Annotated in this window: 13 protein-coding genes and 2 pseudogenes; 4 read left to right on the forward strand and 11 right to left on the reverse strand. The window is 63.5% G+C overall.

Annotated features, from left to right (window positions below; translation table 11 throughout):
* Positions 1-305: 305 nt before the first annotated feature.
* On the reverse strand, positions 306-878 hold the full coding sequence (locus tag BVC93_RS12345) for a TetR/AcrR family transcriptional regulator (protein WP_083740990.1): 573 nt from the start codon (positions 876-878) through the stop codon (positions 306-308).
* A 47-nt stretch (positions 879-925) separates the two neighbouring features.
* On the opposite strand from BVC93_RS12345, the gene BVC93_RS12350 reads away from it, so the two are divergent.
* From BVC93_RS12350 to BVC93_RS12365, 4 genes and pseudogenes are all read left to right on the forward strand, one after another.
* Positions 926-1,912: an NADP-dependent oxidoreductase gene (locus tag BVC93_RS12350; RefSeq protein WP_236950337.1), complete on the forward strand. Its 987-nt coding sequence runs from the start codon at positions 926-928 to the stop codon at positions 1,910-1,912.
* A gap of 413 nt (positions 1,913-2,325) precedes the next feature.
* Positions 2,326-2,967, forward strand: a complete 642-nt coding sequence (locus tag BVC93_RS12355; protein ID WP_083737533.1) for an ABC transporter ATP-binding protein — start codon at positions 2,326-2,328, stop codon at positions 2,965-2,967.
* Positions 2,858-3,691, forward strand: a pseudogene (locus BVC93_RS33955) (oligopeptide/dipeptide ABC transporter ATP-binding protein). Before BVC93_RS12355 ends, BVC93_RS33955 begins: the two are co-directional and overlap by 110 nt.
* A gap of 233 nt (positions 3,692-3,924) precedes the next feature.
* Positions 3,925-4,419 (forward strand): RraA family protein, encoded by a 495-nt coding sequence (locus BVC93_RS12365; RefSeq protein WP_192860284.1) that lies wholly within the window; start codon positions 3,925-3,927, stop codon positions 4,417-4,419.
* Between the two features lie 93 nt (positions 4,420-4,512).
* Here the strand turns inward: BVC93_RS12365 and BVC93_RS12370 are convergent, their stop codons facing one another.
* The 10 genes and pseudogenes from BVC93_RS12370 to BVC93_RS34740 form a co-directional block, all read right to left on the reverse strand.
* Positions 4,513-4,944, reverse strand: a complete 432-nt coding sequence (locus BVC93_RS12370; protein WP_083737537.1) for a hypothetical protein — start codon at positions 4,942-4,944, stop codon at positions 4,513-4,515.
* Positions 4,941-5,285 (reverse strand): GMC family oxidoreductase, encoded by a 345-nt coding sequence (locus tag BVC93_RS34615; RefSeq protein ID WP_335583133.1) that lies wholly within the window; start codon positions 5,283-5,285, stop codon positions 4,941-4,943. The genes BVC93_RS12370 and BVC93_RS34615 overlap by 4 nt, the downstream gene beginning before the upstream one ends.
* Positions 5,282-6,574 (reverse strand): GMC family oxidoreductase, encoded by a 1,293-nt coding sequence (locus BVC93_RS12375; protein WP_335583134.1) that lies wholly within the window; start codon positions 6,572-6,574, stop codon positions 5,282-5,284. The genes BVC93_RS34615 and BVC93_RS12375 overlap by 4 nt, the downstream gene beginning before the upstream one ends.
* A complete protein-coding gene (fgd, locus tag BVC93_RS12380) occupies positions 6,571-7,602 on the reverse strand; it encodes a glucose-6-phosphate dehydrogenase (coenzyme-F420) (RefSeq protein WP_083737539.1) in 1,032 nt (343 codons plus the stop codon). Before fgd ends, BVC93_RS12375 begins: the two co-directional genes overlap by 4 nt.
* Complete coding sequence (locus BVC93_RS12385) at positions 7,599-8,006, reverse strand: cupin domain-containing protein (RefSeq protein WP_083740992.1); 408 nt, start codon at positions 8,004-8,006, stop codon at positions 7,599-7,601. The genes fgd and BVC93_RS12385 overlap by 4 nt, the downstream gene beginning before the upstream one ends.
* 1 nt (position 8,007) lies before the next feature.
* A complete protein-coding gene (locus BVC93_RS12390) occupies positions 8,008-9,243 on the reverse strand; it encodes a CaiB/BaiF CoA transferase family protein (RefSeq protein ID WP_083740993.1) in 1,236 nt (411 codons plus the stop codon).
* Between the two features lie 18 nt (positions 9,244-9,261).
* On the reverse strand, positions 9,262-10,428 hold the full coding sequence (locus BVC93_RS12395; RefSeq protein ID WP_083737540.1) for an acyl-CoA dehydrogenase family protein: 1,167 nt from the start codon (positions 10,426-10,428) through the stop codon (positions 9,262-9,264).
* Positions 10,428-11,165, reverse strand: coding sequence for an HpcH/HpaI aldolase/citrate lyase family protein (locus BVC93_RS12400; protein ID WP_236950338.1), 738 nt, complete (start codon positions 11,163-11,165; stop codon positions 10,428-10,430). The genes BVC93_RS12395 and BVC93_RS12400 overlap by 1 nt, the downstream gene beginning before the upstream one ends.
* A 65-nt stretch (positions 11,166-11,230) precedes the next feature.
* Positions 11,231-11,713, reverse strand: coding sequence for a MaoC family dehydratase (locus tag BVC93_RS12405; RefSeq protein WP_083737543.1), 483 nt, complete (start codon positions 11,711-11,713; stop codon positions 11,231-11,233).
* Between the two features lie 43 nt (positions 11,714-11,756).
* Positions 11,757-13,219: pseudogene (locus BVC93_RS34740) on the reverse strand (aldehyde dehydrogenase).
* Positions 13,220-13,270 lie beyond the last annotated feature (51 nt).

The raw sequence follows: 13,270 nt of genomic DNA on the forward strand, positions 1-13,270 counted from the left end.
GCTGCTTGTGGCTTCTCAAGTTTGATGTCCAATTCTCAAGTGAAATGTCCAGACGATGTCCAGTTGGACATGGAAGTGAGAATTTCGCCCGGCTGGACGTCCGGAGCGTGCTGTCGCCACAACCGGGATAGCGAGATGTGCGACAGGCAATGTGAGACAAGAAACTAGACACCTCAACCTGGGGCTATACGGCAGAACAGAGGATGCGCCCAACACTGTCTCGTTTCGCTAGAAACGAGACAGCAGCGTCGGCTACGGCGTGTGTAGTGACGTGGTGGATCGGCGGCTGCTCGGGCTGGGACAACTTAGCGGACTGACGGAGCTGGCAGTGTGACCGCCTCACGCAGTTCGGCGGCGGCCTGGGCCATGTGCTGGGCGAGGGTGGTGTCCGGCGCGGCTAGCCAGCGGGGCACGGCCCGCCGGTGGATCGCGAACACCACGTCGATGATGAAGCGTGCCTTGCCGGGCTCGACGCCACGGCGCTCGAGCGCCGGTGCCAGCGCGTCGGCGATTTCGGCGAGCTTGATCAGATCGCGCTCGGCCAGTGCCGGGTTGGCAGCGATCACTCTTCCTCGGCGCAGCAAGAACTCACGTGAAGGAAAGATCTCCTCAGCGGTTCCCAAAGAAGTCAGTAGCGCCTCGAGCGGGGTGAGACTCGGATCGGCCGCTTCGACTTGTGCGACGAGGTGAGCCTCTAATTCACTGCCGGCAAAAAGCACTTCCCGCTTGTCGGAGAAGTAGCGGTAGAACGATCGCTCCTTCAAGCCGGCGGCGCCCGCGATCTGCGCGACCGAGGTGCGCTCGAACCCCTGTGCCTCGAACAGCTCGAGCGCCGCGCGCTCAAGCCGGCCCTGAGGGTCGGATTCCCATCTCGGCATAGCCGACATAGTACGACAACAGAAGCTGTTATCACCTGATACCGTCGATGACGACAGATGCTGTTATCACATTGGAGATCGTCTTGAAGGCTTTGCAGTTCGACCGGTTCGGTCCCCCGAACGTGATCGTCCTCCGCGATGTTCCGCGGCCGGAACCCCCACCGGGACAGATCCGGATCGCGGTGCGGGCGTGTGGCCTGACACCGGCCGACTGGCACATCGTCGACGGTCTTCTTGCCGCCCATCTGCCGCCGCTGCCACGTGGGCTTGGCCTCGAAATTGCGGGCACCGTCGACGCGCTTGGCGAGGGCGTCGACGACGTCCAGATCGGCGACCGCGTGTTCGGCCCGGCCACCTTTGACGGTCCGACGGCCGGCGCGGCCGAGTACGCGCTGATGCCGGCGTGGTCACGCATCCCCGACGGTGTCACCGATGAGCAGGCCGCCGCGCTACCGATGGCGGCTGAGACGGCGTGGCGCGCGCTCGACGAACTCGGAGTCCAGCCGGGTGAGCTGCTGCTCGTCCACGGCGCGGGAACCACCGTCGGTGAGGCTGCGGTGCGCTTAGCGTTGCACCGGGGTGTCCGAGTCACCGCCACCGCCGGGCCCGCTCGTGCCGCTGCGCTGGAAGAGATTGGCGTCCAGGTGACCGCCTACGGCGAGGGCATGGTCGAACGCGTCAGTGCATTGACTGGGGGCCGTGTGGACCGCGCCCTGGACGCGAGTCCGACAGGGGGGCGGATCGACCGCCCCGAACAGCCCAGTCCGGCCGGGGGCTCATTGCCGGCTTTGATCGAATTGACCGGGGATCCCGACAGTGTCCTCACCGTTTCGGACTTCGCTGCCGCGGCCGAACTGGGCGTGCGGATCACCACCGAGATCCGCTACGACCAGATGGACGAGTTCGCCCGGCTCGCCGGCGAAGGGATCCTGGTAGTGCCGGTGGCCCGTACCTACACGCTCGACCAGGTCCAGGAAGCGGCCGAACGCAGCCGATCCCGCAGTTCCGGCGGCAAGCTCATCCTGGTCCCGTGATCATGCACGACAACATCGACTAATCGTCTCTGCGTGTCCGCCCCCGGGTCTATCTCGGAGTCCTGGCCTTCTGCGCCTACCTCGTAGTGTTCTACACGGTCAACGGCGATTACCCGTGATGTACATCAGAGCCCCTGCTATCAAACAGGTTTGAGCTGCAGAGTGACGGCGAGGACATTGCCTGTCGCGTGACGAAATGGCGGGTATGGATCCGTTAGGGAGAGCGACTCACGGCACATTGTCACTTCGCGTCCTGTGGCAGTGGGCATGATTGTGAGAATTCGTGCGGTGGACACCGTGTGAGAACGCCCTCATCGCCCGAGGTCAAGGCACCTTGAAAGGACACGAAGTTTGAGAAGCCGCAACGACGGCGGCTCTCACGGAAACAGGGGCGCGAGAGCGCAATTGAATTGATGGACCGGGTAGGCATCCCGGATTCACGGCGCCGCGCCGATGACCATCCCCATCAGTTTTCCGGTGGTCTTCGTCAGCGGTTGATGATTGCTGCGGCGGTGGCGCTGCGTCCCCGAGTGCTGATCGCTGACGAACCGACGACCGCCTTGGACGTCACCATTCAGGCTCAGATCATGCGGCTTCTGCATGATCTGCAATCCGAGTTTGGCATTGCAATCGTCCTGATCACCCATGACTTAGCGGTCGTGGCCGAACACGCCAAGTGCGTGTCGGTCATGTACGCCGGGACCGTGGTCGAGGAAGGTTCTGTGCAGCAAATCTTCCAGCTACCCGCGCACCCTTACACCCAGGCGCTGTTGCGATCGATGCTGGACGCGATTCCCGTCGGGTGTGTATTCCACCAGCGTTGCCCAATGGCTCAGCAAATATGCCGCGAAGTTCGTCCAGAGCCGCGTCCGAGTAGCACGGGTCATCTCACGTCGTGTCACTTCTGGAGCTGGTGTCGTGACCGACAACATCACGGTCTTGAGGATGCAGTCTGTCACCAAGACATTTCGTGCAGGGGTGCGCGAGCGGCTCACGGCCGTAGACGACGTGAGCCTCGAGGTCCGATCAGGTACGACACTGGGCCTTGTTGGTGAATCTGGTTGCGGCAAATCCACTCTGGCACGCTTGGTGATGCTGCTGGATACCCCGATCGCGGCTCGATCCTGATCAACGGTGAGTCACCTGCCGGTCAAAGGGGTCGGGACCTGCAGGAGATTCGTCGTCACGTTCAGATGGTTTTCCAGGACCCGTTTGCGTCACTGAACCTCCGGATGACCGTGGAATCCATAGTCGCGGAGCCGCTCACCGGTCTTGCTGGGCGGGGCACGTCACGTCACGAGCGCGAAGCGCGGGTGTCGTCGCTGTTGGAGCTGGTCGGACTGCGAAGTGGTGATGCCTGCCGCTATCCCTCCGAGCTCTCCGGCGGTCAGCGTCAGCGAGTCGGGATTGCCAGGGCGTTGGCCATGGACGCCTCGCTGCTGATTCTGGACGAACCGGTGTCTGCTCTCGACCTCTCAGTCCAGGTACCTGGGCAGGATAGTTGAGCACGGGAATGCCGCGGACGTTTTTGATGCACCCGAGCACCCGTACACCGCGGCACTGCTGTCAGCAGCACCCACACTAGAAGTTCTTGACGGGGTGGAATGTGCCGAGATCGTCCTGACCGGCGACGTGCCCTCGCCTATCAATCCACCATCAGGCTGCAGCTGCTGGAAAGCGCAGAGCAAATGCGCAGACGACCGGCCGTCTTTGACGGCGCACTCAGCTCCCATCAACCACCGCGCTGCGTGCCACTTACCCGTTGCAACACACCAGTAGTGCGTCACCCGGTATCAACAGCGCCCCATCTATGGAAGGTTTGACAGTGAAAGCGCAATGTCGGCTCAAGCGCCACGACAGGTCCTCAGCGGAGCTCGTTGTGCGCAGCCTCAGCAAGTTTCCGAGCTCTGTGCTTGCTGATGCACTCGGTCGGGAGCGGGGACTGGTACCAGTGGGGCTGCGCGCCATCCCTAGCGGTTTCGCGGGGACGATGGTCGGAAAATGCGCTGACGGTGAGCGTATTGACCGGGGATAATTTGATGCTGCAGAGGGCGATTGACTTCGCCCAACCCGGCGGCATCATCGTATGCGACTGCGGCGATCAAACCGAACGCGCGGTCGCCGGGGAGCTGATCTTCCGCTATGCGGCATCGCGCGGTGTACGGGGACTCGTTATCGACGGGGCGGTCCGAGACCTCGACTTCCTGCGAACTTTCGAGTTCCTGTTGTACGCCCGAGAAGTGAGCCCGCTCGGCCCCACCAAGACCGGTTCCGGAACCATAGGAATGCCAATAATCCTTGGCGGTGCCGCAATTCACTCGGGTGATGCCATTGTCGGCGATGCTGACGGTCTCGTGGTCATACCGCACAGCAGAATCAGCGAGGCGCTGTCGAATGGCGAAGCCGTCATGCAACGTGAAAACGCTTTGGTCGCACACATCGACGCTGGGACCCTTTCTCGGCAGTGGATCGAGGACCTAGTAGAGGTAATAGACATCGACGTGTGATTGGAATACAGAGTCCGACTCGTTGTCGGGCTGGTGGGGGTGGTCCGCCTGAGCGTGCGCCGGGCAATACCAGCGTCTAACCGTCGGTCATCTTCAGCCCGAGGCATGCCGGTAGATCTCGCCGCGCTCAACCACTTTCTCGAGCAGATCAAAGTACTCCGCGGTGTCGTCGGTGAGAGGGTGGGGCACCTGACCGGGGTATCCGATGAGCCGACGCACGTCGGGGTTCAGAAGGTAGGCCCCGGCGGTGGCTGTGGTCAACGCATCAAAAAGTTGTCCGTGTGCTGAGTTGAGCTTCTCGAGGCTGTCCCGCGGTGCAGTCGTGCCTGCCCTGGCGATCGCTTCACGCAGCGGGCCGATCAGGTCCGGGCGGGCGTGCAGGGCGACGTCGAGCCAGACGGTGGGGACCTCGGCCTCCGACGCTGACGGCATCCCTTGTGCGCGGGGGATGAGTTCATCAGCGAGGGCGGCGAACACGTGTCGTTCGTCGACGGTCAAGTAAGCGAGGTGAACCGATTCGGTCATGCGGAGATCTCCTGAGCGGAACGTGTTTTGACAAGGTGTTCGACGGAGCGCAGTGCGATGGCCATGATCGTCGCCGTGGGGTTTCCACCCGAGGACGTCACAAAGACGCTGCCGTCGATGATGTACAGGTTGGGCACGTCGTGGGACTGCCCGAATTCGTTGACGACAGAGGTCGCCGGATCAGTACCCATTCGCGCGGTGCCCATGAGGTGCCAGCCGCAGTCGCGCAACAGTTTTGACGAGGTGGTCGACAGGGCGCCGGCGGCAATGTGCGCCTCTTGGGCTCGCGCGATGTGGAAGTCGATCAGCCGTTCGGTGTTTTCCGAGTTGCGGTAGATCACTCGGGGGCAGGGATGCCATCGGAGTCAGTGAGGGTGGTGTCCAGCAGCACCTCGTTGGACTCGTCGGGTAGGTCTTCGGCGATGATTCCCCACTCGAACGTATGGCCTAGGGAAGACTTGAGATTGACGTGGAAGTTCGTGCCCCACGCAGTGTCCACGGGCGCGCCGCTATAGCCGGCGCGCATTCCCAGGGGGCCGCCGCCAGGCATACAGTTCCACTTGCCGCCCCGAACGAACCCTCGGGAAGGGTCGGATTCGTAGAATTGCATTGACTGGATAGACGACCCGGCGGGCCCGAGCCAACTCTCGAGATTGTCTTCGTAGGTGCCGCTGACGGCGGCGTAGGGATGCATCATCAACCTCTTGCCTACGAGGCCGGAGGAGTTCGCGAGGCCGTCGGGGAACTCTGCGGAGGTCGATAGCTGCAGTAGTCTCGCTGTTCCGATGGCGTTGGCAGCGAGGATCACCACGGACGCTTTTTGCTGGTGCTCCACGCCGTCGCGGTCGGTGTATATCGCTCCGGTGGCCATCCCTTTGCTGTCGGTGGTGATCCGACTGACTCGCGCGCCGGTGACGAGGCGTGCTCCAGCCGCCAGGGCCAGTGGCCAATGCGTGAGATCTGTGGATCCTTTCGCGCCCTGCGGGCAGCCGGAGAAGCATGTCCCGTAGCGGACGCAGGCGGGCCGGTGTTGATATTCGCGGGAGGGGATGGCTTGGGGCCCGGGCCACCAGTGCCAGCCGAGTTTGTCCATTCCCTTTGCTGCTTTGAGCCCGATTTTGCCGATGGGAAGCGGAGGCAGGGGATAGGCCGCACCGGAGGGGAAGGCTGGATCGTCGGCCAGCCCGGACACACCAATTTGCCGGTCCAGACGTTCGTAGTAAGGCTGTAGGTCGGCGTAGGTGAACGGCCAGTCGTCGGCCACGCCGTCGAGGGTCTTGACCCGGAAATCTGAGGGAGCGAACCGAACCCAGTGCGCGGCGTAGAGAACGGTGCTGCCGCCGACTCCGTTGTACATCAGAGGGTTCACCGCCGACTCACTGCCGTTGACCGGATAGTCCGACGGCTGGGCTCGCACGTTCGGATTGGCGTGCCAATCCTTTTGTTTGACCAGCTCCCATTCGGGCTTGTCACCGGCAAAGGCTGACGGTGACGTCCAATCGCCCTGTTCGAGGCACACGACGGTAAAGCCCTGTTCGGCGAACTCCTTTGCCGCCACCGAGCCGGATGCGCCCGCACCGATGACCAGGACGTCGGCAATATCAGGGAGGGAGACCTTCGCTGCGTTCATGGTGATGCACTTCCTGCCTGCTGGGGTTGAAGCTCGCGCAGCGGCCCCGCGAGGTCCTCTTCGAAGAACCTCAGGAATCGGCGCTGGTCGTGAGCGGGGGAATGAAAGACGAGATGGTTGAAACCGGCGCGCAGGTAGGGCTCGATCTGGGCGAGCGCGTCGTCGGGAGTGGACGCGACGATCCACCGCTTGGCCACCTGATGGATCGGCAGTGCGTCAGCGGCCGCTTCCATCTCGATCGGATCAGTGATGCTGTGCTTCTGTTCGGGGGTCAAGGACAGTGGTGCCCAGAAGCGGGTGTCTTCGAGCGCGCGGGAGGGTTCGCGATCGTAGGACAGTTTGATCTCGATCATCCGGTCGATGATGGCGGAGTCACGCGATGCCTCCTGGGCGCCTCTGTCGACGGCTGGGAGCAACTTGTCGGTGTAGAGATCCATGCCTTTGCCGGAGGTGCACATGAAGCCGTCGCCGGCGTGGCCGGCGTATTTTGCGACGACCGGGCCGCCGGCGGCGATGAAAACCGGAATTCCCTGGTCGGGGATGTCGTATAGCGCCGCGCCCTGCGTCGTGTAGTACTCGCCGGCGAAATCAACCCGCCCACCGCTCCACAGCACCCGCATCAGTGCCACCGCCTCACGCAGACGGGCGAAGCGCTCCGGAAATGATGGCCACATTGTGGCTGCTCCGGTGGCGATTTCGTTGAGGGCCTCGCCGGTGCCGAGGCCAATCATGACCCGACCCGGATACAGGCATCCCATGGTGGCAAACGCTTGTGCGATCACCGCGGGGTTGTAGCGAAATGACGGGGTCAGCACCGAAGTCCCCAGTTTGATGGTGGTGGTGCGCTCGCCCGTGGCGGCCATCCAGGCGAGGGAGAACGGAGCGTGACCGCCCTGGTGCCGCCACGGCTGGAAGTGGTCGGACACCATTGCGGAGTCCATCCCGCGCCGTTCCGCGCACACAGTCAACTCGACGAGCTCGCGCGGGTTGAACTGCTCTGCGGAGGCCTTGTACCCGAGCTGGATCATGACGGCCCCGGTTCGGTGCGGGGCCCGTACTCGGAATCTGGCACTTCGTGGAGCCACTGCGGGCGGCCGAGGGAGATCGCGGTATGCGTCATGACTGTGCCGCGCGTTGCTCCGTGCCAGTGCGGTTCAGCTGGCGGGGTCCACACGACGTCCCCTGCGCGGATCGTTTCCACTGCGCCGTCCGCGTTGCCGACCCACCCGGATCCTGACGTCACGATGAGAATCTGCCCCTCGGCGTGGCTGTGCCAGAAAGTGCGCGCCCCTGGCGCAAAGGTGACTGAGGCGACCTGATGTCCCTGCTCGGTGATGGGCAGGATCAAGTCGACCCACACGGTTCCGGTGAAGGTGTCCAGCGGCTGAGCCGAAAGATATTGGTTCGCAGCACGTCCGCGGATGATGTCCATGTCACGCACCTCCCTGGACTGCGTCGGCCAGCCGAACCGGGTCAATGCCGTGCTGTTGAGCTACACCGGATTCGATCAGGGCGTCCACGTCGTCCGGGCTGTACCCGACTGCACTCAGGACAGTGCTGGTATCGGCGCCGAGGGGGCGCGGCGGGGTGCGCACAGAGCCGGGGGTTTCCGTGAGCTTGATGGGTATTCCGGTCCCACGGTATCCGTCGAGTTCGACCACCATGTCGCGGTGCAGCACCTGGGGGTCATTCAACGCCTCTGCCACGTTGTGCAGCGACGTTGCCGGAATGCCGTGGCTCAGCAGCTCTTTGGTCAGCGGGCCACGGCGGAACTCGGCAATGCGGGATGCCAGGAGGCCGCGCAGTTCTGGCAGATTGGCGAGTCGGTCGGCGTTGGTAGCGAATTGGGGGTCGGCGCGCAGACCGAGAAGCTCGAGGAGAGCACTGAATTGTCGGTCGTTGCCCACCCCGATGAACACGGGGCCGTCCTGGGCATGGAAGACGTCGTACGGGGCAATCGTGGGATGAGCAGAACCGGTTCGTCGGGGAATCTCTCCATCGGTCAGAAAGGAGGCGGAATGCGGATGGAGCAGCGAGATCGCGGTGTCGAGCAGGGTGCAGTCGATCATCTGTCCGGTACCGGTTCGTTGCCGGGCGTGCAGCGCGAGCAGAATCCCCGAAAACGCATAGCTACCGGTCACCATGTCCACGACCGGGACGGCGATCCGCATCGGGGTACCGTCAGGTTCGCCGTTCATCGACATCAGCCCGCTGTAGGCCTGCAGGACGGCGTCGTAACCCGGCATGGAACCCATGGGCCCGTCGATGCCAAAGCCCGTCACTCTGCAGTGGATCAGCGCAGGGAAAGTGTTCCTGAGGTGGTGGTCGGTGAAACCCCATTTGGCCAGCGTTCCCGGTTTGAAATTCTCCACCAGCACATCAGCGTTGTGCAGCAGCTTCGTTAGGATCTCCTGCCCCGCGCGTGTGCGCAGATCGAGACTGATGTTGGACTTGTTGCGATTCAACGCCGAGAAGTAGGCGCTCATGTCTTCGGTCACGAAAGGCGGCCCCCACGAGCGGGTGTCGTCGCCGGCGGGTGGCTCCACCTTCACCACCTCTGCGCCGTGATCGGCAAGCAGCTGGGTACAGAGCGGTCCGGCGAGTACCCGCGAAAGGTCCACAACCTTCAGGCCTGCGAGACTGCCTCGATGTTGTCCGGTGATGGTCATCGTGTCCTCCACAGGCGGTCAGTAGGATTTGGGCAGGCCGAGGACGTGGGTGGAGACGTAATTCATCACCATCTCCTGACTCACCGGCGCCAGCCGGAGGATGCGTGCCTCTCGGAAGTACCGCTCCACGTGGTACTCCCGGGCGTACCCCATTCCTCCAAGGGTCTGCACAGCTTGGTCCGCGGCTTTGAAACCGGCGTCAGCGCAGAGCCATTTGGCCATGTTGGCTTCGCGGCCACAGCTGTGTCCCTGGTCGTATCGCCAGGCCGCGTTGCGAGCCATCAACTCGGCGGCGTCCAACCGGGTCACGGCTTCGGCCAAGGGGAAGGCAATACCCTGGTTCTGGCCGATGGGTCGGTCGAACACGATGCGCTCGTTGGCATAAGTGACGGCGTGTTCCAGTGCGGCGCGCCCGAGTCCCAGGGCCTCATGGGCGAGCAGGATCCGCTCGGGGTTCAACCCATCCAGCAGGTAGGTGAATCCCTGCCCTTCCTCGCCGATCAGTGCCCTGTCGGGGACGAACAGATCCTCGAGTAGCACCTCGTAGGAGGCCACCGCATTGCGGCCCATCTTCGGGATCGCACTGAGGTGAACGTGTTCGGTGTCGATGTCGACGAGGAACAACGACATACCATCGGTGGGTCGCGCGGACTCCTCACGCTTCCGGGTGCGGGCGATCAGGATCATCTTCTGGGAGTCCCCCGCTTTGGTGATCCACACCTTTCGACCGTTGATCAGGTAACCGCCGTCTACCCGTTCGGCAAACGTCGTGATCCGGGTGGTGTCGGTGCCCGCGCCGGGTTCGGTGACTCCGAAGCACACGTGCAGAGAACCCTCCGCCGCCGCAGGCAACACCTCCTCGCGCAGTGCTTCACTACCGTGCTTCACGATGGTGTTGAGGCCGAAGATCGTGAGATGCATGGTGCTGCAGCCATTCATCCCGGCTCCGGATGCCGCTACTTCCTCCAACAGAAGCGCTGCTTCGAGGATGCCGAGTCCACCCCCACCGTATTGTTCCGGAAGCGCGATACCCAACCAGCCACCCGCGGCGAAGGCGTTGTAGAAGTCCCAGGGAAACGTGCCGTCCTGATCCATCTTGGCCCAGTACTCGTCGGAGAAACTGCGCGCGAGTTCGCGCGCACCCGCACGCAGATCCTTCTGGTCTGCTGTCAGCTCGAAGTGCATCAACCGTTCCTTCTCATCATGTTTCTGGCGTGGGCGAGCAGGGGCGCGTCGATCATCTGATCGCCGTGGCGAAAAGCACCGTCCTGAGAAGCGGCGGTCAGGAGATCGGTTGCCCACTGGATCTGAGAGGCGTTCGGGCGAAAGGCCGCTCGGATCACGGGAACGTGATCCGGATGGATACAGGCCTTGGCGCCGAAGCCCAGGTCGGCCGCTTCGATCGATTCACGCTGCAGTCCGGTCAGATCCGAGATGTCGATGTGCACGGCATCGATGGCGAGCTTTCGGTGTGCGGTGGCCGCCAGCAGAATCGCGGATCGCGCTGTTTCGATGGTCGGGTGGTACCGGCCCTCTGCGTTGCGGCTGGATCGACCTCCGGTGTCGGCGATCAGGTCTTCGCCGCCCCACATCAGCGCGACGCAGTTCGGTCGGGCGGCCATGTCGGCGGCGGTGAGAACACCAGATGCCGTCTCGCACAGCGCCACTACTTCGAAGTCTTTCAACAGGTCGAGGTCGCGGGCTCCGTTTGCCTTCGGCAACATGAGGCGGCGGACGCCGGCGCGTTGCATGGCGGCAACGTCTTCGGCGAACCATGCCGTGCCGACGGCGTTGATGCGTACGATGCTCTTTTCCGGTGCGCCGGCAGCAGATCGGGCGACGGCGGCTCGGGCAGACGCCTTGTCGGCCGCAGGCACCGCGTCCTCGAGATCGAAGATCGCCGCATCCGATCGTGCAAGCACCTTGTGATGCAGATCGTGTCGATGTCCGGGGCAGAACAGCAGCGCTGGTCCGCAGTGCGTCGGGGTCACAGACGGTCACCGACCTGTTGGCGCCTCATCATCGCAGAACGCAGCGCAACTGCAACCACGTCGCCCCGTTGATTGTGCCCGGTGTGCTCGAACACGACGATGCCCGCGTCCGGGCGGGAACCTGACGGGCGCTTGCTCACCACCACCGTTGACGCATACAGGGTGTCGCCGCCGAAAACCGGTTTCGGGAAACGTATCTCACTGAAACCGAGGTTGGCGATCGTGGTGCCCTGGGTGAGCTGACCGACAGTGAGCCCGATCAGCGTCGACAGGGTCAGCATGCTGTTGACCAGTCGTTCACCGAACTCCGTGGCCGCTGACGCTTCAGCGTCCAGGTGCAGGCTCTGCGGGTTCATCGTGAGGGTGGAGAACAGGGTGTTGTCGGACTCACCCAGGGTCCGGCCGGGCGCATGCCGGTATGTTGCGTCGATCTGCAACTCTTCGTAGAAGAGTCCGCGCTGTTCGATGGTGACGGGCATCGGTGCTTTGTCCTTTGGCTGTGTACTTTTCGGTCCCGGCGGCTCAGCGCGGTACCAGGATCCCCTTGGTCTCGACATATTCGTCGATTGCTTCGATGCCACGCTCGACGCCAATCCCGGATTCACGGAAGCCGGCAATGGGGGAGGCGCAGTCGAGACGGTGATTGTTGACCCCTAGGCCGCCGGCCCGCAATCGGCTGGCCACCCGGTAGCCGGTGTCGAGGTCGGTCGTCCAGACGCTGCCTGCCAAGCCGAATCTCGAATCATTGGCGATGCGAATGGCGTCCTCGACGTCGGTGTAGGGGGTGATGCTGCAGGCTGGGCCGAAGATCTCTTCTTGAGCGATGGTCATCGCGTTGTCGACGTCGCGGAACACCGTCTTCTCCACATACCATCCGGTACCGAACTGGACGGGCTGACCACCGCCGAGGGCCACGTTCGCGCCTTCACGCACGCCCTGCCGGTAGTGGGCCAGGACGCGATCGCGCTGGCTGGCCGTCGCCAGGGGACCCACCACGACCGCGGGGTCATTCGGGTCACCGAAGGGCACTCGCTCCATGGCACTGACCACCGCGTCGACCACCTCGTTGTATCGCGATCGGGAAGCCAGAATCCGGCTGGGAGCTACACAGCACTGCCCGGCCGCGAACAGAAGCCACACCAGCAGCTCGTCGACGGCCGACTCGACGTCGGCGTCGTCAAGAAGGATCGCGGCGGATTTGCCCCGAGCTCCAGGGTCACCGGCCGAAGCAACGCTGCGCACATGCCGGCTATCCGGCGACCGACCTCGGTGCTGCCGGTGAATGCCACTTTGTCGACCTGCGGATGGGTCACCAGCCGCTGCCCAGCCTCGGCGCCGCCGGTGATGATATTGACAACTCCCGGTGGCACCCCGGCGGCCTCGACCGCCTCGGCGAATGCGGAGAAGCTCAGCGACGCCTCCGGCGAGGGCTTGATGACCATCGTGCAGCCCGAAAGCAGCGCTGGTCCCACCTTCATCATCAGCGTGAAGTACGGCCCGTTCCACGGGACGATAGCCGCCACGACGCCGATCGGGTCTTTCCGAACCACCACCTCGAGAGCGCTGTTGGCGGCGTCGTAAGTTGGTCGTCGTTGCTCGAAATCAAAGCTGTCAGCCAGCGTCGCGTAGTAGCGCAACAGATCGACGCCACCGGGTACCTGAGCTTGGCGAGACACCGTGATCGGGCAGCCCATTTCGGCGGTGAGGGTGGAAGCGACTGCTTCGCTGCGCTTCTCGAACTCCTCGGCAAGACGGATCATGACCGCGGCCCTGTCCTGCGGTGTCAGGCGGGGCCAGTCTCCATGATCGAAGGCCTGTCGAGCGGCGGCGACCGCACGGTCGACATCCGCGCTGTCGGCATCCGGGATGGCGGCGAATGGCTGCTCTGTCACCGGGCTGATCACGGGTATGGTCTGGCTACCCGACGGGGCCACTCGATCGCCCCCGATGTAGAACGTTGTGAGATCGCCGTGGGTGAGTGTCATGTTGTGGAACTCCTTGGGTTCGGTGGGCAGACCGGTTCGCGCCGTGTGCAA

Origin of the sequence: Mycobacterium sp. MS1601, from assembly GCF_001984215.1 — a bacterium.
Classification (GTDB): Bacteria; Actinomycetota; Actinomycetes; order Mycobacteriales; family Mycobacteriaceae; genus Mycobacterium.

Coding starts and splice junctions, on each gene's coding strand:
- BVC93_RS12370 (WP_083737537.1), bottom strand. CDS start 4,944: ATGACCGAATCGGTTCACCTCGCTTACTTGACCGTCGACGAACGACAC.
- fgd (WP_083737539.1), bottom strand. CDS start 7,602: ATGATCCAGCTCGGGTACAAGGCCTCCGCAGAGCAGTTCAACCCGCGC.
- BVC93_RS12350 (WP_236950337.1), top strand. CDS start 926: ATGACGACAGATGCTGTTATCACATTGGAGATCGTCTTGAAGGCTTTG.
- BVC93_RS12395 (WP_083737540.1), bottom strand. CDS start 10,428: ATGCACTTCGAGCTGACAGCAGACCAGAAGGATCTGCGTGCGGGTGCG.
- BVC93_RS12390 (WP_083740993.1), bottom strand. CDS start 9,243: ATGACCATCACCGGACAACATCGAGGCAGTCTCGCAGGCCTGAAGGTT.
- BVC93_RS12345 (WP_083740990.1), bottom strand. CDS start 878: ATGCCGAGATGGGAATCCGACCCTCAGGGCCGGCTTGAGCGCGCGGCG.
- BVC93_RS12385 (WP_083740992.1), bottom strand. CDS start 8,006: ATGGACATCATCCGCGGACGTGCTGCGAACCAATATCTTTCGGCTCAG.
- BVC93_RS12405 (WP_083737543.1), bottom strand. CDS start 11,713: ATGCCCGTCACCATCGAACAGCGCGGACTCTTCTACGAAGAGTTGCAG.
- BVC93_RS12355 (WP_083737533.1), top strand. CDS start 2,326: ATGGACCGGGTAGGCATCCCGGATTCACGGCGCCGCGCCGATGACCAT.
- BVC93_RS12375 (WP_335583134.1), bottom strand. CDS start 6,574: ATGAACGCAGCGAAGGTCTCCCTCCCTGATATTGCCGACGTCCTGGTC.